The sequence below is a fragment of the Verrucomicrobium sp. GAS474 genome (assembly GCF_900105685.1).
Taxonomy (GTDB): domain Bacteria; phylum Verrucomicrobiota; class Verrucomicrobiia; order Methylacidiphilales; family GAS474; genus GAS474.
The window spans coordinates 1,663,220-1,683,935 of the sequence record NZ_LT629781.1; the positions used below are offsets into that span (position 1 = coordinate 1,663,220).

The 20,716-nt window shown below is 66.7% G+C and carries 14 protein-coding genes; 6 read left to right on the forward strand and 8 right to left on the reverse strand.

The annotated features are described in order from the left end of the window. Positions 1-27 precede the first annotated feature (27 nt). Both BLU04_RS06925 and BLU04_RS06930 read left to right on the forward strand, forming a co-directional pair. Positions 28-870: a response regulator transcription factor gene (locus BLU04_RS06925; protein ID WP_093283906.1), complete on the forward strand. Its 843-nt coding sequence runs from the start codon at positions 28-30 to the stop codon at positions 868-870. Between the two features lie 203 nt (positions 871-1,073). Beyond that, complete coding sequence (locus tag BLU04_RS06930; RefSeq protein ID WP_093283909.1) at positions 1,074-1,796, forward strand: response regulator; 723 nt, start codon at positions 1,074-1,076, stop codon at positions 1,794-1,796. Positions 1,797-1,822: 26 nt separating this feature from the next. Here BLU04_RS06930 and BLU04_RS06935 read toward each other — a convergent pair whose 3' ends face one another. Beyond that, complete coding sequence (locus BLU04_RS06935) at positions 1,823-3,004, reverse strand: DegT/DnrJ/EryC1/StrS family aminotransferase (protein ID WP_093283911.1); 1,182 nt, start codon at positions 3,002-3,004, stop codon at positions 1,823-1,825. Positions 3,005-3,111: 107 nt separating this feature from the next. Between BLU04_RS06935 and BLU04_RS06940 the strand changes: the two genes are divergently transcribed. Together BLU04_RS06940 and BLU04_RS06945 are read left to right on the forward strand one after the other, a co-directional pair. Beyond that, entirely contained in the window at positions 3,112-5,520 is a 2,409-nt protein-coding gene (locus BLU04_RS06940) for a glycosyltransferase (RefSeq protein WP_093283914.1), read from the forward strand. Further along, positions 5,517-6,983, forward strand: a complete 1,467-nt coding sequence (locus BLU04_RS06945) for a hypothetical protein (RefSeq protein ID WP_093283917.1) — start codon at positions 5,517-5,519, stop codon at positions 6,981-6,983. Before BLU04_RS06940 ends, BLU04_RS06945 begins: the two co-directional genes overlap by 4 nt. A gap of 778 nt (positions 6,984-7,761) precedes the next feature. Here the strand turns inward: BLU04_RS06945 and BLU04_RS06950 are convergent. The 5 genes from BLU04_RS06950 to BLU04_RS06970 form a co-directional block, all read right to left on the reverse strand. Continuing rightward, complete coding sequence (locus tag BLU04_RS06950; RefSeq protein WP_157895178.1) at positions 7,762-9,951, reverse strand: hypothetical protein; 2,190 nt, start codon at positions 9,949-9,951, stop codon at positions 7,762-7,764. An 85-nt stretch (positions 9,952-10,036) separates the two neighbouring features. After that, a complete protein-coding gene (locus BLU04_RS06955) occupies positions 10,037-10,657 on the reverse strand; it encodes a hypothetical protein (protein WP_093283922.1) in 621 nt (206 codons plus the stop codon). 42 nt (positions 10,658-10,699) lie between these two features. Then, complete coding sequence (locus BLU04_RS06960; protein WP_157895179.1) at positions 10,700-12,220, reverse strand: hypothetical protein; 1,521 nt, start codon at positions 12,218-12,220, stop codon at positions 10,700-10,702. After that, positions 12,217-12,618, reverse strand: a complete 402-nt coding sequence (locus BLU04_RS06965) for a response regulator (RefSeq protein WP_093283927.1) — start codon at positions 12,616-12,618, stop codon at positions 12,217-12,219. Before BLU04_RS06965 ends, BLU04_RS06960 begins: the two co-directional genes overlap by 4 nt. Before the next feature lie 100 nt (positions 12,619-12,718). After that, positions 12,719-14,110: an exopolysaccharide biosynthesis polyprenyl glycosylphosphotransferase gene (locus BLU04_RS06970; RefSeq protein WP_093283930.1), complete on the reverse strand. Its 1,392-nt coding sequence runs from the start codon at positions 14,108-14,110 to the stop codon at positions 12,719-12,721. A 172-nt stretch (positions 14,111-14,282) separates the two neighbouring features. Here BLU04_RS06970 and BLU04_RS06975 point away from each other — a divergent pair, with 172 nt between their 5' ends. Further along, positions 14,283-15,830, forward strand: a complete 1,548-nt coding sequence (locus tag BLU04_RS06975; RefSeq protein ID WP_093283932.1) for an O-antigen polymerase — start codon at positions 14,283-14,285, stop codon at positions 15,828-15,830. Between the two features lie 17 nt (positions 15,831-15,847). Here BLU04_RS06975 and BLU04_RS06980 read toward each other — a convergent pair whose 3' ends face one another. Beyond that, positions 15,848-17,065 carry a hypothetical protein gene (locus BLU04_RS06980; protein WP_093283935.1) on the reverse strand — a complete coding sequence of 406 codons (1,218 nt, stop codon included), beginning with the start codon at positions 17,063-17,065 and terminating at the stop codon, positions 15,848-15,850. A gap of 70 nt (positions 17,066-17,135) precedes the next feature. Here BLU04_RS06980 and BLU04_RS06985 point away from each other — a divergent pair, with 70 nt between their 5' ends. After that, positions 17,136-17,921, forward strand: a complete 786-nt coding sequence (locus tag BLU04_RS06985; protein ID WP_093283938.1) for a metallophosphoesterase — start codon at positions 17,136-17,138, stop codon at positions 17,919-17,921. A 313-nt stretch (positions 17,922-18,234) separates the two neighbouring features. Here the strand turns inward: BLU04_RS06985 and BLU04_RS06990 are convergent, their stop codons facing one another. Continuing rightward, positions 18,235-20,508, reverse strand: a complete 2,274-nt coding sequence (locus tag BLU04_RS06990; RefSeq protein ID WP_162274651.1) for a hybrid sensor histidine kinase/response regulator — start codon at positions 20,506-20,508, stop codon at positions 18,235-18,237. Positions 20,509-20,716: the final 208 nt, after the last annotated feature.

Sequence of the window (20,716 nt, forward strand, 5' to 3'; positions counted from 1 at the left end):
TGGAAAAAGGGGAGAGATACTCAGCCCATGGCAAAGCGCCCTCCGACCCTGCTGGCCCGGCTCGTTCCCCCGACTGAGTCGAAGCCCCGGAACCGATCGAATGCGAAATCGAAAGCGGAGGCCAAGCCGAAACCGCAGCGCCCCCCCGCCCCGAAGAAGGGAAGGCCGATCGCCCCGTTCCAGAACAAGGCGCAGGGCGCTCCTGTCCGCATCGCGATTCTCGACGACCAGCCCCTCGTCATCCTCGGCCTCACCGTCTCCCTGGAGGAGACCGGGAACTTCACCCTCTGCGGCCAGGCGACGACGATCCCCGACGCCCGGGAGCTGATCGAGCAGGCCCGCCCCGACGTCACCATCCTCGACCTCTCCCTTGGCGGACGGGACGGCGTCGAGTTCCTCGAAGAGCTGCACCGCCTCCATCCCGCGGGGAAGATCCTCGTCCTCACCGCGTGCGACGAGAACCTCTACGCGCGCTGGGCCTTCCGCGCCGGAGCCTCGGGCTACCTCATGAAGACCTCCGGCCCCGAGGAGGTGATCGCCGCCCTCCGCACCATCCTGCGCGGCAACAAGGCGGCGAGTGAATCGCTCCAGCAGGCCGCCCTCGCCCGCGCCCTCGGCGAGGGCGGGGTCTCCCCCTCCTCGACGCCGCTCCACGGCCTCTCCCAGCGGGAGCTCCAGGTCTTCAGCCATCTCGGCGGCGGAAAGACCACGTCCGAAATCGCCGGTCTCCTGAACCTCGGCGTGAAGACGATCGGCACCTACCGCGAGCGGCTGAAGGACAAGCTCGGCCTCCTCACCGGCCCCGAACTCGAGGAATCGGCCCGCCAATACGTCCGGAACGGCATCATCCCCGAGGTCGGCAAAAGGTAGGGATTTCTCCTGTTTATGTTATCGTAAAACCGCTCTGATATAATTGAAATAATGTAGATTTTTTGATAGATGCAACTCTTTGATTTTCATCATCATAAAGACAATTTTATGTACATTAAATTCTGAGGTTGATTGATTCAATGGGCGGGATATAAATCGCCCCCGATGAATGCAACTTCCTTTCCCCAACAGCCCCTCCAGTCATGAATGTCGTCACGTTATTGAAGGAGATGCTGGGAACCTATTTCCCTGAGTTCATCTGGCTGCTGATCTTCAACGCGATTCTGACCCCGATTTTCATCGGCCTCTGGATTTTCGTCTTTCCCCTGGTCATCCGGGGCTGGATCCGGCAGGCCGGGTCCGAAGTCGCCTTCACGCGGACGAACTTCACCCCGATCTTCAAGTCGCTCCTCTCCGAAATCCGGGCGATGCGGATGGACCTCCAGTCCCTCGCCCCCGCGCCGCAGCCCTACGTTCCCGCTCCCGCCCCGCTCTCCGCGCCGACGGCCGCGGCTCCGGGGGCGGCCGTTCCCGACCTCGTCACCCCGTCGCCGCGCCACCACATCCTCGTCCTCGAGGACGACGCCTCGATCGGGCCGATCATGTTGCAGATGTTGCAGCGCCTCGGCCACGAGGGGACGCTGGCCCCCGCCGGAGAGGAGGCCTTGGAGGCCTACAACGCCGCCCTGGCCGCCGGGACGCCCTACCCCATCGCCCTCTTCGACCTCACGATCCACGGGGGCATGTCGGGCCGCGAGGCCTTCAAGCTCGTCAAACAGAGCGGCTCCCCGATGAAGGTGATCGCCTGCAGCGGCTCGATCGACGACCAGATGCACAAGGAACTCCTCTTCGAGGGCTTCGTCGACGTGCTGCGGAAGCCGTTCACCGCGCAGACCCTGCGGGCGGTGATCGAGAAGCATCTCTAGGGAGCCCGAAGGCCGCCCCTTCCTCCCTACTTGATCAAGCCCTTCACCCCGCTGATGACGCGATCGATGTCGGCGTCGGTCAGCTTGGCGGAGAGGGGGAGGGAGACGGTCTGTTCCCCGATGCGGTGGGCGACGGGCCAGGCCGCCGCGTCCCAGCCGAACCGCTTCTTGTAGGCGGAATGGGTCGGGATCGCCCGGTAGTGGACGCCGGTGCCGATGCCGAGGCGGTGGAGGTGGAGGAGGAGGGCGTCGCGGGTGATGCCGCCGGTCCGCGCGGGGTCGATGAGGACGGTGTAGAGGTGGAGGGCGTGGCGGCTGCCGGTGGAGAGGGTGTCCTCCAGCGGGGCGGGGAGGCCGATGGGAAGGTCGGCGAAGGCTTCCTGGTAGCGGTTCCAGACGACGAGGCGGCGTTCGAGGTAGGCGCCGATCTTCTCCATCTGCCGGAGGCCGATCGCGGCCTGGAGGTCCATCATGTTGTATTTGAAGCCGACCTCGGCGACGTCGTAGTGCTTGTAGCCGTCGTCGGAGAAGCGTTTCCAGGCGTCGAGGCTCATGCCGTGGAGGGCCAGCATCTTGATGCGGGCGGCGATCGCCTCGTCCTTCGTGATCACCATGCCGCCCTCGCCGGTGACGATGTTCTTCGTCGAGTAGAAGCTCAGAGCGCCGCAATCGCCGAAGGTCCCGGCGGCCCGTCCCTTGTAGAGCGTCTCGATGGCGTGGGCGCAGTCCTCGATGACGTGGAGGTTGTGCTCCTTCGCGATCGCCATGAGGGCGTCCATGTCGCACGGGCGTCCGGCGAAGTGGACGGGGAGGAGGGCCTTGGTCTTCGGGGTGATCTTCCGGCGGACGTCGGCGGGATCGATGTTGAAGGTGGAGGGGTCGACGTCGGCGAGGACGGGGGTCGCCCCGGCGTGGATGATCGCGTTGACGGTGGCGCAGAAGGTCATCGCGGTGGTGATGACCTCGTCGCCGGGCTGGAGGTCGAGCGCCAGGCAGCTGAGGTGGAGGCCGGCGGTGCACGAATTGAGGCCGACGGCGAAGGGGGCGGCTTCGCCGGGGTTCGTCTTGTAGGCGGCGATCGATTTCTCGAAGGCGGCGGCCTTCGGTCCGGTGCCGAGCCAGGCTTTCTGCATCGAATCGACGACTTCGTCGATTTCGTCGCGGGCGATGAGGGGCTGGCCGAAGACGAGATATTCGGGAGAGGACATCCCTGCGAAATACCATCTCTGCCAAAAGAGGAAAGGGGAAAAGTCCCCTTGCCTCTTTTTACCGGGTCGGTACGCTCGCACGGGGTCGGTTTTCCTGTTATACCCTAATGAATCTCAAGCGGCTGTTGATCGTTGCCGAACCAGGTAAAGACGGGGTCTTTGACTACGTCTGCTCCCTCGTCGACAGCCTCCACCGGGAACATCCCGAGATCACCGTCGATCTCGCCTATTCGAGCCGCCGCTGCGGCGATTCCCTCTCCGGGTTGGTTGCCCGGGTCGAGGCCCACGGCGGGGTGACCTTCAACATGAAGGTCGGCAATTTCCCCGAGTTCGGTGACCTCCGGGCCTCGCTCGGGATCGTCTCCCTCGTCCGCCGCCGCCGGACGCAGCTCATTCACGCGCAGAGCTCGAAGGCGGGGGGACTTTGCCGGGTCCTGCGCCGCCTCGTTCCCGGCTTCCCGCCGGTGGTCTACACTCCGCACGCCTACTACGGCCTCGACGGGCGGAACGACGCGAAGGCCCGCTTCTTCAACTTCATCGAGTGGGTGCTGGGACGGCAGGATATCGCGATCGCCGATTCGCCCGACGAGCGGGAATTCGCCCTCCGGCGGCTCGGTCTCCCTCCCCGGCGGGTCGCGCCGATCTACCTCGGGGTCGACACGGAGCGGTTCCGCCCGCCGACGGACGAGGAGCGGCGGGCGGCGCGGGCCGAGTTCGGCTTCTCCGACGGGACGCCGGTCCTCGTCACGGTGGGACGGGAATCGGCGCAGAAGAATTATCCGGCGCTCTACCGGGGCCTCGATCCGATCCTCTCCAACCCGAGGACGAATCTCCTCTTCTTCCATGCGGGGGCGGGCGGCGCGGCGCTGGCGGCGCGGTGGCTCTCCCCCGAGGCGCGGAAAAAGCACCGCGCGGTCGACTTCATCTCGGCCTTCGAGCGGCTCCTGTGGGCCGCCGACGGCTTCATCCTGGCGAGCCGCTACGAGGGGCTCTCCCTCGCCGTCGTCTCGACGCTCTGCTGCGGGCCGAAGATGTTCCTGAGCCGGGTGCCGGGGAACAAGTGCCTGGCCCGGATCGGCTTCGGCGAGGTCTCCTGGCTGGAGCCCGAGGCGGGGGCCGCCGATCCGTTCGGCGTCCCCTTCGAGGAGCGGATCGGGGCGGCGGTGCGGGAGTGGCTGAAGCATCCCGTCCCGGCCTCGCCCGCCCAGGCGGCGCTGGCCCGTTCTTCCTTCGACGCGCGGATCCAGATGCGGAAGGTCTTCCGGCTCTACCGCCACTTCGCCGCGACCTATCCGAAGCAGCCGCCGCTCCGCCGCCTCCTCATCGTCTCGGAGCCGGGTAAGGACGGCGTCTTCGATTACATCACGGAGCTGATCGGCTTCCTCCATCGCCGCCGCCCGGAGATCACCGTCGACCTGGCCTACTCCTCCAACCGGAGCGGGAAGGGCCTCATGGGCCTCGTGGAGCAGGTCCGCGCCCACGGGGGCGAGGCGATCGACCTCCACGTCGGGAACATGCCGAAGCCCCGGGACCTCGTCGCCTGCTGGCAGCTGGCGGCGCTGGTGCGGCGGCGGAAGACCCAGCTGGTCCACGCGCAGAGCTCGAAGGCGGGCGGCCTCGCGCGCCTCGTCCGGCGGATCGTCCCCGGCTTCCCTCCCGTGATCTACAGCCCGCACGCCTACTACGGCCTCGACGGGAGGCGGACGGTCCTCGCCCGGATCTTCGGCTTCATCGAGCGGGTGCTGGGGCAGCGCGGCATCTCGGTCGCCATTTCCCCGGACGAGCGCGATTTCGCGATCCGCACCCTCGGCATCCCGCCCCGGAAGGTCATCTCGATCCAGCAGGGGATCGACACGGGGCGGTTCCGCCCGCCGACTGCCGAGGAGCGCCGGGCGGCGCGGGCCGAGTTCGGCTTCCCCGAGGGGAAGACGGTCCTCGTCACGGTGGGGCGGGAATCGGTGCAGAAGAATTATCCGGCGCTCTACCGGGGCCTCGATCCGGTGCTCGCCGATCGGGCCTGGAACCTCCTCTTCTTCCATGCCGGGGCGGGCGGGGCGGCGCTGGCCGACCAATGGCTCTCCCCCGCGGCGCGGCAGAATTGGAAGGGGGTCGAGTTCACCTCGGCGGTCGAGCGGCTGTTCTGGGCCGCCGACGGCTTCATCCTGGCGAGCCGCTACGAGGGGCTCTCCCTCAGCGTCCTCGCCTGCCTCTGCAGCGGGCCGAAGATCTTCCTCAGCGCGGTGCCGGGGAACATCTGCCTCGGGAAGCTCGGCTTTTCCGAGATCGTCTGGATCGAGCCCGCGGGAACCTTCGCCACGGTCGACGATCCCTTCGGCCCGCTCTTTGAGGAGCGGATCGCGGCGGCGATCCGGGAATGGCTCCGCGATCCCGTCCCGCCCGTTCCCGACCAGTCCGTCCGGGCGCGGGTCCGCTTCGACATCGCGACGCAGATGGGGAAGCTCTTCCACCTCTACGATTACGTGACCCAACATCCCGACATGGAGGAAGTGCTGTGAGCGAACCGAACGCCGTCGGGACCCATCGTCGGGAGCTGTTCTTCAACCAGCTCTGGCAGGGGCTGAACTTCGCCTCGAAGGCGGGATTCCTCGCCCTCCTCACGCCGCTGATGCTGAAGACGTGGGGGGGAGGAGGCTACGGCATGTTCGCCCTCTCCAGCTCCCTCCTCGTCTCGATGGCCGTCCTCGACGGCGGCGTCCGGAGCATGACCCGGCTGAAGCTCTGCGAGGCGATCGTCGCCGGGGACGACCGCGCCTTCGGCCTCCACATCGGCCGGGGCCTCGCCTCCTTCGGCCTCGTGGCGCTGACGGCCTTCCTCGTCGCGATGGCGGGAGGGTTCGCGGGGATCTGGAGCCGGGCGCTGAACCTCCCGCCCGAGGGCGATTTTCTGATCCCGGCGACGGTCGGCCTCGTCGGCCTCTTCATGCTCAGCATGCTGGCGATGGAGCCGCTGGCGGCGCGGGGGAAGCTTTCCGCGCTGAAGGCGGCGAACACCGTCGGCGCCTGCGCGGGGATTCCCGTCGTGGCGCTCCTCCTCGTCCTCCCGGTCCACCTCACCGTCTCGGCGGCGGTCTTCGCCTATCTGGTCTGCCTCATCGTCCCGAACTTCGTCCTCATCGTCCGCTCGGGGCTCTTCGGGGAGCGGCTGTGGCGGGACTGGGGGACGATCCGGTGGGGCGACGTCGCAGCGACGTTCCGGGCCGGGGGCTGGTTCTACATGACGACGATCGCCTGGATCGTGAAGACCCACGCGCTGACCTTCGTCGTCTCCGCCATCGGCGGTCCCGCGGCGGCGGGGGCGTTCTACATCCTGCTGCGGATCACCGAGATCGTCGGGAACCTCGGCTCGACCTCGGGGGAGACGGCCCTCTCCGCCCTGGCGCGGGAGCCGCAGCCGGAGAAGCGGGCCGAGTCGTTCCGGCATACGCTCCTCTACGCCGCCGTCTTCTGCCTCCACGGCGCGCTCGGCGTCGGCTTCCTCACGGGGGCGGTGCTGGAGCGGTGGCTCCCCGATTTCCACGTCGTCGCCGCGATCGGCTGGGCGATGGCGGCCTACGGCCTCGCCGGGGCCTTCGGGCGGATCACGGTGAACGCGGCGATGGGGACGGGATTGATCCGCATGGCGGCCATCGGGACCATCGCCGAGGCCGTCGGGGTGACGCTGGCCGGGGTCCTGCTCCAGCCGCGCTGGGGCCTTCCCGGCCTCTTCGCCGGGGGAAGCCTCGCGGCGCTCTGCATGGTGCCGACGGCATGGGCCCTCTGCGCGAATTTCGGGAAAGGATCACCCGCCGGGTTCTTCGGGACGTGGGTGGCCCCGCTGGGACGGCTCCTCCCGCTTCTGGTGGTGAACGGAGTGGTCCTCTTCTTCGCCGCACGCTGGGATACCCTCCCCGCCCTCGCCGTCGCCGTGGCGGTGACGGGGGGCTGCGTGGTGGTCGAGATCAAGCGGCTCCATCGGTAGGGATTCCCAACCCTCCCTCTCCCAAGCGTTTTTCTCCCAATAGGAGTCTAGGCGTATTGGTCCCATCTCTCCCTATAGTCCGTACCCTCGGGCGCTCAGGGAAGCAGCGGATTTTAATCCAGTTCGGAGACGAGGCGCCGCCCAAGCGCGTCCGCCTAGTTCAGGCCCTCCGAAGGGGAGGTTCGAGGAGGGGCGAAGCCCCTCTTGGGCTATAAAGCGGGTCGCCTCCAGCTGTACAGGGTTGACCGCGCAAGCCCCGAAGGGCGGTCCCCGTTCCGCGATCCCTTTCCCCGTGCGCCCTTATCTCCCAAGCGTTCCGTTTGCCAAGCGTATGGGATAGGGGCGCTTGGGAGAAAGGCGTATGGGACACGGAGCGCATGGGAGAGGGACGCTTGGGAGATGAGGCGTATGGGATACGGAGCGCATGCGAGAGGAGCGCTTGAAAGATGAGGCGTATGGGCACGGAAAGCCTGGGAGACCCACGCTGGGAAGCGCCACGGAGCGGGGCAGCCCTTCGGGACCTGCGCGGTCAACCCTGTACAGCTGGAGGCGATCCGCTTTAACGCCACAGAGGGGCTCCGCCCCTCCGTGACCTCCTGTTCTGAGGGCCTGAACTAGGCGGACGCGTTTCCCCCTGCGCCTCATCTCCTAACTGTTTTAAAATCCGCTGCTTCCCGGAGCGCCCGAGGGTACGTACTGAAGGGGTAGCGGTACCAATACGCCTAGACTCCTATTGGGAGACGACTCTATGGGAGAGGGGCGATAGGGCCGGAGCGCCCTACTTCTTTGCAAATCCGAGCTTCTGTTTGGCTTGCTGGACGAACGGTTTTTCGTCGATCTCGTGGGCGAATTTCTTGGCGCGGACGAGCCACTCCTCGACGGGCTCGAGGTCGGGGCAGCCCTGGAGGACGACGCCGTAGATTTCCATCCGGGCGGTGGCGGCGCGGGCGGCGAGGCGCATGAGGTCGGAGGTCGTCGCGCCCTGGTAGTCGGAGACGACGATGATCTGGGTCCGGGGCGGGGCGGCGAGGAGGAGGTGCCACTGCTCGAGGAGGGGCGGGCCGTCGATGAAGATGAAGTCCCAGTCCTTCGTCAGGCGGGTCAGCTCGGGGGCGAGGGGGCGGCGGGAGATGAGGCTGTCGACGTCGCCCTCGAAGTCGCCCGCGTCGATCATCGCGAGTTCCTGGACGGCCGAGTAGGCGATGTGTTCCTCCAGCGCGTCGTCGGCGAAGAGCCAGTCGGCGAGGCCGGAGACGGGGCTGATGCCGAGGCGCTTCGCCAGGCGGTTGTCGGAGAAGTTGAGGTTGATGACGAGGGTCTTCTTTTCCGACTTCGCCAGGAGGATGGCGAGCTGGGCCAGGGCCTCGCGGGAGTCGCCGCCCTCGCCGACGCTCGAGAAGGCGAAGATCTGGGGGTGGCCGCCGGTGAAGGAGTTCCGCAGGAGCTGGCCGCGGAGGTAGCCGAGGTCGGAGGGGGAGTCGGTGAAGTGGGCGGTCTTGCCCTTCCCGCTCCGCGTGCTGGCGGTGGCGCCGAGGGGGAGGGTGGCGAGGCAGGGGAGGCCGGTCGCCATCTCGATCTGGACGGGGGTGCGGAGGCGGGAATCGAGGAGGTGGATGAGGAAGGCCGCCCCGGCGCCGCCCGCGATGCCGAAGAAGGCGCCGAGGAAGAGGTTCAGGATGAGGCTGGGGCGGACCGGCTTCTGGTCGGCGAGGCCGGGATCGACGACGGCGATGACGCTGGCCTGGCTCTCGATGCCGTCCTCGGGCTTGGTCTCGGTGAGGAGGCGCTTGCGGAGGTTGAAGTCGCTGAAGGCGCGGGAGAGCTCGCCCTTCTTCGTCTGGAGCTGGCTGATCTTCTTCTCGTTCTCGGTCGCCTGCCGGGTGAGGACTTCCTCCTCGGTCCGGCTGATGTCGAGGGAGGAGCGGAGGCCCTGGGCGAGGTGGTAGGCCTGCCGGACGAGCTGGCGGCGGAGGCTAACGGCCTCGGCCCGCTTGCCGTCGAGGCGGAGGCCCCGGGTGCTGTAGGCGGAGAGGGAGAGGTATTCCGACTCGACGAGGATCAGCTGGGTCTTGAGGTTGTTGATCGTGGCGTCGGTGCTGAAGGTGGGGAATTCCTCGAGGGGGAGGTTCTTCGCGACGTAGGCGTCGAGCTCGCGGACCTGTTCCTCCAGCTTCACCCGCTCGCTGGTGACGGTGGCGAGGTTGTCGATGACCTTGGCCGAGGTGTTCCGCGCGAGGATGAGCTGGGACTGCACTTCGCCGAGACGGCCGGCGAGGGTGTTCATCGTCATGATGTGGTCGAAGAGGAGGTTGACGACCTTGGTGGCGAACTCGGGGTTGCACGACTCGACGGTGATGGTGCCGAGGCGGCTGTTCCGGGTGGCGGAGACCTTGATGTTGGCCCGGTTCGAGTCGAAGCCGCTGAGGGAGATCTTCGGCTCCTTGTCGTTAAAGGAGAGGGCGCCGGGGAGGATGTGGAGCTGCTGGGCGAGGGCCCGCTTGATCTCGCGGCCCGGGATGCTGAGGATGAGGCTCTGGACCATCTCGCGCGAAGTCTCGGCGTCGTTCGCGTTCTCGGCGGCGGTCTGGAAGGGGAGCTGGTCGACGAGGAAGGTCCCCTTCGCCTGGTAGGTGCGCGGGGTGATGAGGTACATCGCGAAGCCGAGGAGGAGGCCGATGGAGAGGCCGATGATCCAGATGTGGAGCTGCTCCCGGACGAGGGACATGAAGTTCTCGAACGTCGGCTCCTGGCCTTCCTCGGCGACGTGCTCGACCGGCACGGGGGCGGAGGAGGCGGGATAGAGGGGATAGCCCTCGCCGGGGGGGGGGTAGCCGCCGCCGCCCGGCGCGCCGAGGCCGAGGAGGAGGATCCGCATCTGCTCCCGCGCGATGGCCGCCGCCTGCTGCATGACGGCTTCGGGGATTTCCTCGCCGGGGCGGGAAGGCTGCATGGGAGCGGAGGGGGTCATGGTGCGATTGGAGGGGGATTCTATCAAGAATCTCCTAAGATGACTCTAGGGGATTTTACAGATATTGCAGGAAATAAGGGAAATATTAGAGGAAGTTCTTCGGAACGGTCAGGACGTCGCCGGGCTGGAGGAGGACGTTCTGCTCGGCGCTGAGGCCGCGGAGGACCGACTTCAGGTCGAGTTCGTAGATGTCGGTGACGCCCGCGTTCTGGCGGAGGAGCTTCACGCGGCGGGTGTTGGCGATCGAGGTGAAGCCGTTGGCGGCGGCGATGGCGTCGAGGGCGCGCATCGGCCCTTCGGTCATCTCGATGTGGATCTGGTGGAAGACCTCGCCGAGGACGGTGATGCGGGGGGTGTGGAATTCCTCGACGTGGACGACCTTCGTCCCCTTGGAGGCCTTGGCGACGGCGGCGGCGAGGGCGTCGGGCGAGAGGCCGACGACGGTGATCTCGTTGGCGGTCCCGGCGTCGGCGTTGCCGTCGAGGTCGAGTTTCCCTTCCTGGGAGACGGCGACGACGGAGACGGTGCCGTCGGCCTTCTTCAGGGTGATCTTGTCGAGGAGGGCGATGGTGTAGGGCTGGACGGAGTGCCGGAGGAGGACGACCCCGGCGGGGAGGGCGGCTTCGGCGGCATGGCCGGTCGTCAGGCCGAGGAGGGCCGTGAGCGTGGTGAGCGTGGCGAGGAGGAGCGCGAGGTTCTTTTTCATGAGGGGGGTGGGGCGTTGGGTGGGAAAGGGGGAAAGGGGTTCCTAGAATTTCATGGCGATGCCGGTGGAGAGGCGGAAGTCCTCGGTCTGGTGGCCGTCGCCGACGACGGTCTCGGTGCGGAGGTAGGTCCCCTTCACGTAGATGCGGGAATCGCTCCCGATCTTGTCGGGGAGGCGGTAGGCGAGCTCGACCTCGGGGCGGAGCTCGATGGTCTCGAAGAGGGTCCGCTCGAAGGTGTAGTCGGTGAGGGCGACCTGGGGGATGAGGTACCAGTTCCCGCCGAGGAAGACCTCGGGGATGAACTGGACGGCGCTGGAGGTGTAGTTGTTGTCCTTGTCGAGCTCGTTCGCCTGGAAGAGGCGGTCGTACTTCAGGGTGAGGCGGAGGCGGGGGCTCCAGTCGAAGCTGGTGTGGCCGCTCATCCGCCAGCCGGAGAGGGCGTGGCGATTGGGATTGCCGTCGCTGGCGGTGAAGCTCATCGCGTCCCAGCCGAAGAGGACTTCGGTGAAGAGCCGGGGATCGGGCTTGCCGCGCCAGCCGAAGCCGTTGATCAGCTCATTGTAGGCGGAGCCGCGGGAAACCTCGGTCTGGCGGAGATTGTTCCAGACGAAGACGTCGACGTTCGGCAGGACGCGGGTCCCGGCCTGGGTCATGTAGTTCCAGGTGTCGGCGTCGATGTAGGGGGTGAAGTCCCCGGTGAGCTCGTTGAGGACGCCGTTCTGGGGATGCTTCATGTGGGTCCAGGAGAAGTCCTGGCTGACGAAGCTCTGGGAGGTGACCTGGTAGTCCCCGTGGATGCCGGGCGCGAGGATCTGGCGCTTCACGCGGCCGATGCGCTCGTTGTCCCGGTCCTCGAAGCCGGTGCTGGTGAAGTCCTCCATCGTGAGGTAGGGCCGCCAGATCGCCGAGCCGCGCCCGATGCGGCCGTCGAGGTTCAGCTGGTTGTTCAGCGCGTTGAAGCGGTCCTGGGTATCGAAGACGTCGGCGGTGAAGAGGTAGTGGCCGTGGAGGCCGAGGATGGTGTCGTACCGCTCGGTGTAGACGGAGTCCGGGGTGCCGACCTGGAAGTCGGCCCCGGCGGAGAGGGTGGTGAAGTAGTCGCCGATGTGGTTGTCGGGCGAGAGGTTGATGTTCGACTCGTAGGTGTGGGTCACGCCCGCGTAGGGGGTGATGGTGAAGAGGCCCTGCTTCGCCGGGGTCGGCTGGAGGCCGAAGGCGGGGACGGAGCTGATGACGTCCCGGTAGAGGTAGGGATAGTAGCCGGGATCGTAGGCGAGGGGGAGCCCCTCGAGGTTGATGTGACGCTCCGGGCGGAGGACGCCGGGATTGTAGAGGGGGCGGTCGGTGAAGAGGCCCTGCTGGACGACCTCGGGGGCGGCGAAGTCGATCTCGGGCTCGGGCGGGACGGCGCGGGTGCGGGAGAGGCCGGGGATGACGGCGTCGGCGGTCTGGGGCTGGGGCGAGATCTCCTCGGTCCCCGGCGTCAGGGCGCGGGCGGAAGTGAAGAGGAGGAGCAAGGCCGCGCCCGCATGGCGGGTTGCCTTGGCAGTCCCGATCCTCACGCGCCGCCGCCTCCCAGGCCCGGCTGCTGCTGCTGGAGGATCGTCTTCTTCGCGAGGCTGATGGTGCTCCGCAGCTCGGAGATGCTCAGCGGCTTGCCCAGGATCTTGAGGATGTTGAGACGCTCGGCGCGGGGCATGTCGATCGCGCCGGTGTCGCCGGAGAAGAGGATGATCGGGAGTTTATCGTAGCCCGCGTTTCGCAGTTCCTCGACGGCGTCGAGGCCGAGGCGGTCCGGCATGAAGTAATCGATGAGGAGGACGTCGACTTTCTCGTCCCGGACGAGTTCGACAATGCCTTGGGAGTCAGGACGATAAAGGGACTGCCAGCCGCCTTGCGCCACGATCTGCGCAATAATCATCCCCACGGCCTCCAGATCATCGACAACAAGAAGTTTCATAAAACGTTCGTAGTGGAGTACCAGCTTGGCGGGACGGCAACAATAAGGAAGATTTTCCGTCGCAATTTACCGCTCAACCGGTCTCCGCCGGGACCGCTCCCTAATAGGCGTTTTTCGGGGGGAAAAGGGTCATCAGGATGATCTTGAAATCCCGCATGAGGCTCCAGTTTTCGAGGTAATAAATGTCGTAGGTCAACCGGTCTTCCAGGGAGGTGTTCCCCCGGAGGCCGTTGACGGCGGCCCAGCCGGTGAGGCCGGGGCGGCAGGTGTGGCGGAGATTGTAGTGGGGGATGGTTTCCCGGAAGTTGGCGGTGAACTCGGGCCGCTCCGGGCGGGGGCCGACGAGGCTCATCTCCCCCTTCAGGACGTTCCAGAACTGGGGGACCTCGTCGAGGTTCGATTTCCGCAGGAAGGTCCCGATCTTCAGGCGGCGCGGGTCGTTCTCGACGGCCCACTTCGCGCCGGAGGCCGACTCGGCGTCGAGGCGCATGCTGCGGAGCTTGATGATGCGGAACGGCTTTTCCTTCAGGCCGAGGCGGACCTGCCGGTAGAAGATCGGGCCGGGCGATTCCCGGTAGATCAGGAAGCCGGCGACGGCGATGACCGGGGCGAAGAGGATGAGGCCGACGAGGGCGCCGACGATGTCGACGGCCCGCTTGAAGATGCGGTTGTGGTAGTGGTCGAAGTTCAGCCCGTGGATGCCGACGACGGGGACCCCGGCGACGACGCGGACCGTCGCCTTCGTGCTGAGGACGTCGAAGCCGGAGGGGATGATCTTGAAGTTGACGAGGTGGCGGGAGCAGATCTCGACGATCCGCCCGGCGTCGCCCGCCTCGAGGCCCCGCTCGTCGATGATGATGAGGGTGATCTCCTCCTTCTCGATCATCGTCTCGACCATCTCGATGGTGCCGAGGCAGCGGTAGCCGGCCGCGGCGGCCTCCGCCTGGATCGCCGGGTCCTTCCCGGCGAAGAAGCCGACGAGGATGTGGAAGGTCCCCATCTCGTCCCGGTAGGCCTCGACGACCTTCTTCAGCGAGGGGCTCCAGCCGGCGAAGGCGATCCGCTCCACCACGATGAGCTTCATCACGTCCATGACGACCCAGCGGAAGACCTGCCGGAGGATGCCGAGGACCGCGCTGGAGAAGAGGATCAGCCATTCGAGCGTGAGGGCGACCTCCCGGTCGGCGCCCCGGAAGAAGAAGAGGCGGATGCCCGCGACGGTGGCGGCGGCGAGGATGAAGGCGCGGCCGAGGCCGAAGAGGGCCCCCTTCCGCCCCGTGAAGGCGTCCCAGGTATAGAGGGGGGTGCTCCGCAGCATCCAGGCCGAGACGATGCCGAAGAGGATCGAGGCGCGGAAGCTGAGGGGCTCTCCCGAAAGGAGCTGTTCCCGCTGGAGGACATGGACCAGCCCCAGGGAGACGATCAGGGAGAAGGCGTCGCAGCAGCCGAGCCCGAAGGCCCAGTCGAACTTATTCTTTTTGCCGAAGTACATTTGGTTCTGACGGTGCGGATCCTAAAATCCAATGATAAGACAGCTAGTCTCATTCCACCCCCATCCGGTGTTTTCCTCTCCCCCCGGAATGAACGGCATCAGCTTCTTGCGCTTTGTCGAATAGGCAAGCAAACATTTGAGTTTCACGATTTTTTAGCCATTCTTCGGGCACGTGGCCTCGAAACGCACTTCCAACGCCGGTTCCTCCCGTTTCCCCGGCAGCCCCCATCCGGAGCGCCCCCGGTCGGGCTTCGTCCTCCGCTTCCGCCACGCCGCGATCATCGCCGCGATCGTCACGGCGATCGCCGTCGCCATCGGCTACTGGTCGGGCTGGTACGATCCGGGGCTCTTCCGGCGTTTCACCGTGCCGTGGCCCGATCCGCAGATGGAGGCGCTCTGCATCACCGTCGGCTCGGCCCTCGTCCTCGGCCCCCTGATCTGGATCTTCTGGAACGGGTCGATCGACTTCCTCGCGCTGGTCCTCCCGCTGGAGGCCCTGAACCTCTTCGCCTACTTCGCCATCAGCACGACCGCGAACAAGATCCCGAAGGAGGCCATCGGCATCCTCCAGATGGCGGGGCTGCTGCTGATGCTCAACGCGCTCGGCTTCTGCGTCCTCCTCATCTCCCTCTTCGTCTTCTACCGGATGATGGTCCTCTTCAAGGGCCGCCTCGCCGTCCTCCCCCGCCCGCAGGAGCTCCTCGACGAGCGGATGCGGAAGTTCATGCGGGTGGCCGCCTGCTTTTGCGCCCTCTTCATCTTCGCCCCGATCGTCTACACCGGGGTGATCCCCCTCTTCGCGGGCAAGGAAAGCCGCATGGGCCTCCTCGTCTCCGATCCCCTGCGGGCGACCTACAACTTCGCCGAGACCTTCTTCCCGATCCTGATGGGGAGCTTCTTCGTCCTGATCTACCGGAAGCCGCGCCGCCTCTTCGGCCTCGACGGCCTCGTCTTCGGCTCCCTCATCATCCTCCAGATCCTGACGACCGACCGCTCCTCGCTCCTCTTCGGCATGATGGCGGCCGTCGTCCTCCTCTCGATGGAGCGGCGGTGGCCGCGCTGGCTCCTGGTGTCGGCCTTCGTCGGCTACCTCAGCGTCTTCACCTTCCTCGCCGGGTTCAGCTCCCTCCTCCGGACCGATCCGGCCAAGCTCGCGGGCGCGGGCGCCCTGACGAGCAGCATCGAGGAGACCTTCTACGGCGACAACGTCATCGACCTCCACGACGGCGCGTGGGTCCTGAGCCATTGGAATTTCGAGCCCCTCATGGGGACGAGCTACATGGGCGGCATGGTCTCGATGATGCCGAGCGGCATCTTCCCGATGAAGAAGGAGTGGCACATCGGCCTCATCGCGCTCCGCATCGTCGGCTGGTCCGAGGCCGAGATCGAGAACCACTTCGGCCTCCGCATCTCCTTCTTCGGGGAATCGTTCCTGAACTTCGGCATCGCGGGGGTCTTCACCCTCGCCATCCTCCTCGGCCTCCTCTTCGCCTTCATCCTCCGCCTCACCCACCTCGCCGCCGATGCCGAGCAGCCGTGCCTGTGGCGGAACGTCCTCCTCCTCCTCTCCGTCCAGATCATCAAGCCGCTCTCGAACAGCGCCGACGCCTTCTATTCGTGGAGCCTTATCGGCTTGGTCTTCATGATCTGGGTCTTCGTCGTCCTTCCGGCCCCGCCCCGCCCGAAGCATGTCCGGCCCGGCGCGCTCCAGCGGCGGTAGGAGCGAATGGCGTCGTCCTAAACGACGGCGCGCGTGAAGCGCAAGGCCGCGGCGGCCCGTTCCTCTTCCTCCCCCTCTTCGACCGGCGCGAAGAAGAGGGGGAGATCGGCTCCCTGGACGGGGAACGATCCGTAGTGGCTGAATCCGGCCCGCATCAGGACGAGCGTCGGGCGGCGGAAGGAGAGGGAGAGATGGGCGCCGAGGGAATCGATGCAGATCGTCCCCGCCGCCGCCTGGGCCAGATGGAAGAGGTCGTCGAAGCTCGTCTGCCCGGCGACGGAGAGGGCGGGAATTCCGGCGGCGGCGAGGGCGGCGAGGACCGCCTCGCCGGTCGGCCCCGCCGTCTTCCCGACGAGGACGAAGCGCCGCCCGCCGCCCTGCGGGGCGACGCGGGTGAGGATCTCGGTCCAGACCGCGGCGGAGACTTCCCGCGACGCCTCCCGGCTCTCCATGTGGAGGACGAAGTAGCCTCCCGGCGCCAGGCCGAAGCGGGCGGCGACCCCCGCCGATTCGGCCTTCGGGAAGCCGGGGAGTACCGGCCCGCGATAGATCTCGGCCCCCGGTTCGGGCGGGACGCCGAAGAGGGGAAGCGCGTTCAGCAGGAGCTGCCCCATCGGGACGACGCCGTCGTAGGGGATCTCCCGGTCGAGGAGCTTCGCCAATCCCCGCGTGCCGAAGCCGACCCGGTAGGCCGCCTTCGCGAGGCCGCCGAGGAAGATGGCGTTCGGCGTATAGGGACGGAGCTCGACGAAGGTCGACGGCTCCCGCTTCCGCAGGAGGGGGCGGAGCCGCCGGACGTCGGCCAGGCAGGTGCGGAGCCGGGCGAGGCCGCCGCCGCCGTTGAGGAGGGGGAGGTCGAGGTATTCGACCTCGTCGCAGAGGCCGATCCGCTTCAGGAGCTCGGCGCAGCCCCGGTTCCAGCGGCCGACGATCAGGAGGATCGAGACGCCGGGATGGCCCCGCTTCAGCCCCGCCAGGAACGGCGTCGCCATGAGGAGGTCGCCGATGTGGTCGACCTTCGCCACCGTGATCCGGTCGAGCGGCAGGGGGCGGGCGGGATCGTGGGCCCGCCGATGGGGCCACAGGAGTTCGGCGACGGCGTCGATCGTCCGGTAGACGGCGGCGTGGAGGAGGGTGAAGCGCCGCCCGGCGATGTAACGGCGGCCGAGGAGCGTCCGCCAGGCGGTATCGTTTCCGATCTCGTTCAGGGAAGTGCTGGAGGGGGTCTCCTTCATCGGCGGGGTATCCTTAACCGATCGGGCCGGGGATTGCAAAGACGTTCTGGGAGCGATAGCTTCGGGCTCCATGAACCGGCGCAAATTCCTTTCGACTGTCGGCCTCGGCGCAGCCGCCGTCGGCGGCTTCTACGCCGAGCAGCGTTTCATCTCCCCGATCCACGGGGCGCTGGAAGTCACCGAATACACCTTCCCCGGACCGGCCTCCCTCATCGGGAAGAAGATCGTGATGATCTCCGACCTCCACTACGGCTTCTACTTCGGGGAGCGCGAGACGCGGGTCGTCCTCGACCGCGTCGCCGAGCTGAATCCCGACATCGTGATGCTCCCGGGCGACCTCACCGACAAGGCCGAGTACGACATGAGCGATTTCCTCTTCCTCTACGGCGAGCCGAAGTGGAAGACCTATTTCTCCCCCGGCAACCACGACAAGGTGAAGGCCGACGACGACCGGATCGAGCGCCAGGTGAAGGACGCGGGCTGGATCGCCCTCTGCAACGACAAGGTCGAGTTCGACGACTACGCCATCATCGGGATGCAGTCGGGCCTCATGGGGCCGATCGATTACGACCTGATCAAGACGCCGAAATACAAGATCGTCCTCGGCCACGAGCCCGATTACTGGAGCCGCTACACCGCCCCCGATCTCCTCCACCTCGCCGGCCACACCCACGGCGGCCAGATCCTCTTCTTCGGCGAGCCGATCATGCTCCCGACCGACGGCAAGGTCTACGTGAAGGGCTACTACAAGCGGGCGAACAACAACCACCTGATCGTGGGCCGCGGCATCGGCTGCAAGTTCGTCAACATGCGGGTCGGGGCTCCGCCTGAGATTATTTCGATCACGTTCACGTAGGGCCGCCCGCTTCCCCAGCCTACGGACGCGTCGTTCCTCCCAAGCGGACAGGGGAACTAGCGGACTCTTTCTACCCTAAGTGGATGGCCTAATGCGGTGCGGCTAGAACAGTTCAGGCCTATCAGACGGGGAGGTCCAGGAGGGGCAGAATGCCGTCGCGTTAGCGACACTCGTTTCTCAGGGGAGACTAACTGGCATGGCCGGGAGGCAAGCCCCTCTTGCGTCGTCTAACACGTGCGGGTTACATCCACCTGTACGGGATCTGTACCCAGTCCCGAAGGGCATCCACCGCTCCCTTCGCGCCCCCTTTCCCCTACGCCGCCGCCACGCTCGGCTTCTTGTCCAGGCAGTCGCGCACCATCCTCAGCAGGCTGTGGGGCGGATAGGGCTTCGGGAGGAAGTTGATGCTTGAATCGAGGGCGAGGTTCTCCCCGATCACCTCGGCGCTGTAGCCGCTGGTGAGGATCACCGGGAGGCCCGGCTTTTCCGAGGCGAGTTTTTCCCCCAGGTCGATCCCGGTGATGAGGCCGGGCATGATGACGTCGGAGAGGACGAGGTCGATCTTCTCGATGTTCTTCTCCCAGACGCCGATGGCGTCGAGGCCGCTCTTCGCCTCGAGGATGCCGTAGCCGGCGGTCTTCAGGATGGCGACGACGAGCTGGCGGACGTGGGTCTCGTCCTCGACGACGAGGATCGTCTCGCTCCCGCCCAGCGGCTTCACGGCCTTCGCGCCGGGGACGACGTCGCTGACCTTGCCGGAGAGGGGGAGGTAGATGTGGAAGGTGGTGCCGCTGCCGAGGACGCTGTCGACCTCGATCCAGCCCTCGTGCTGCTTCACGACGCCGTAGACCGTGGCGAGGCCGAGGCCGGTCCCCTTCCCCATTTCCTTCGTGGTGAAGAAGGGCTCGAAGATCCGGGTGAGGGTCCGCTCGTCCATGCCGGTGCCGGTGTCCTTCGCCGTCAGGAGGGCGAAGCGGCCGGGCCGGGCCTCGGGCCGCCCGGCGACGTCCTCGGGGGCGAGGGTGACGATTTCCGAGGAGAGCCAGATGGTGCCGCCGACGGGCATGGCGTCCCGCGCGTTGGCGACGAGGTTCAGGACGATCTGCTCCACCATGCTCCGGTCGGCCTCGACGGGGATCGCGCCGGTGGCGGGGAGGATCTTCAGCTCGATCTGCTCGCCGACGAGGCGGGAGAGCATCTTCGCCATGTCGCGGACGATGAGGGAGACGTCGAGGATCGTCGGCTTCATCACCTGGCGGCGGCTGAACATGAGGAGCTGCCGGGTGAGGTCCTGCGCCCGCTCGGCCGAGACCGAGATCTGGGTGAGCTGGTCGACGACGGCGGCGTCCTGCTCCTCGCGGGCGAGGAGGAGCTCGGTGAAGCCCTGGATGACGGTGAGGATGTTGTTGAAGTCGTGGGCGATGCCGCCCGCGAGCTGGCCGATCGACTTCAGCTTCTCCGACTGGTGGAGCTGCCGCTCGAGGCGGAGCTTGTCGGTGATCTCCCCGGCGTAGCAATGGACGGCGCGCTCCCCCGGGACGGGGAAGAAGGACCAGCTGACGGTCCGCTCCCCGTGGGTCGTTTCGTGGCGGAGGATCGGCTCGCGCTTTTCGAGGCAGCGGGCGACGAGCTCGTCGGTCTCCGGCGGGAGGATCTCCGAGGCGGCCTCGTGGCCGAGGGATTGGGCGAGCTTCAGCGCGGCGCTGTTCGAGTAGGTGGCGTGGCCGCCGGGGGTGAGCTCGTAGACGGGGTTCGGATTGAAGCGGGAGAAGTTCGCCATCCGCTCCAGCTCGATCTCGGTGTTCTTGTCGGCGGTGATGTCGTCGGCGATGCCGTCGAGGTGGGCGGGCTTCCCGGTCCGGTTGCGGATCGTCCGGCCCCGGTTGCGGAGCCAGCGGATGTCGCCCTCGGGGCGGACGATCCGGTAGTCGATCTCGAAGGCGTCCTCGTTCCGGGCGACGACCCCGGTGAGGAGGTCCCGGACCCGGTCGCGGTCCTCGGGGTGGATCGAGGAGAACCAGAGGGAGGCGTCGTGGTAGAAGTCCTCGACGGGGCGGCCGAAGACCTTCTCGGTCGAGGGGCTCAGGTAGATGAAGCGGTCGAAGTCGAGGGAGGTCGACCAGACGACGTCGCTCAGCGAATTCAGGATGCCGTTGAGCCGCATCTGGCTTTCGAGGAGCGATTGCTCGGTCAGCTTCCGCTCCGAGATGTCCCGGACGACGAAGACCCAATGGGGCGAGGTCCCGGCGTCGACGGGGACGATCTGGAGCTCGATCCAGACCGGGCGGCCGTCCTTGCGCGGCAGGAGGATGTCCCGGACATAGGCTTCCCGGCGGCGGAGGGTCTCGCGGATGCTCTGGCGCTGGAGGGCGGCGATCTCCGGCTGGAAGAGGAGCGTGGTGGAGCGGCCCTGAAGCTCGTCCGCCGTGTAGCCGGTGAGGCGGGTGAAGGCGGGATTGATGAAGGTGACGCGGCCCGATTCGGGATCGTGATCGTCCCCGGTATCGGGGGTGATGATCAGATAGGCTTCCTGGGTCAGGCCGAGCGCCGTGAGGATGAGGGAGAGGGGAGAGTCCGATGCCGGCACGGGGGAAGACGTTGAGGGGGAGTGGACGGTGTGGGCGGTCCGAAAAGTAAGAGGAAAGAGCGAACGAGGTTGCGCCATGGGGGAGGGGATGAGGGGTAGGAGCTGCCGCCGGGGTCTTCCTTTCAGAGAGGAATGGCCCGAAGGGTCGCACTTATTTGCTTAAATGTCAAAGTTATAGTCTATAACGAAATGCTCCTGTCGGGGCCCT

Bases quoted from the DNA above. Each gene is read 5' to 3' on its own strand.
- BLU04_RS06925 (WP_093283906.1), top strand. From the start codon at position 28: ATGGCAAAGCGCCCTCCGACCCTGCTGGCCCGGCTCGTTCCCCCGACT.
- BLU04_RS06940 (WP_093283914.1), top strand. From the start codon at position 3,112: ATGAATCTCAAGCGGCTGTTGATCGTTGCCGAACCAGGTAAAGACGGG.
- BLU04_RS06950 (WP_157895178.1), bottom strand. From the start codon at position 9,951: ATGACCCCCTCCGCTCCCATGCAGCCTTCCCGCCCCGGCGAGGAAATC.
- BLU04_RS06970 (WP_093283930.1), bottom strand. From the start codon at position 14,110: ATGTACTTCGGCAAAAAGAATAAGTTCGACTGGGCCTTCGGGCTCGGC.
- BLU04_RS06930 (WP_093283909.1), top strand. From the start codon at position 1,074: ATGAATGTCGTCACGTTATTGAAGGAGATGCTGGGAACCTATTTCCCT.
- BLU04_RS06965 (WP_093283927.1), bottom strand. From the start codon at position 12,618: ATGAAACTTCTTGTTGTCGATGATCTGGAGGCCGTGGGGATGATTATT.
- BLU04_RS06955 (WP_093283922.1), bottom strand. From the start codon at position 10,657: ATGAAAAAGAACCTCGCGCTCCTCCTCGCCACGCTCACCACGCTCACG.
- BLU04_RS06980 (WP_093283935.1), bottom strand. From the start codon at position 17,065: ATGAAGGAGACCCCCTCCAGCACTTCCCTGAACGAGATCGGAAACGAT.
- BLU04_RS06985 (WP_093283938.1), top strand. From the start codon at position 17,136: ATGAACCGGCGCAAATTCCTTTCGACTGTCGGCCTCGGCGCAGCCGCC.
- BLU04_RS06935 (WP_093283911.1), bottom strand. From the start codon at position 3,004: ATGTCCTCTCCCGAATATCTCGTCTTCGGCCAGCCCCTCATCGCCCGC.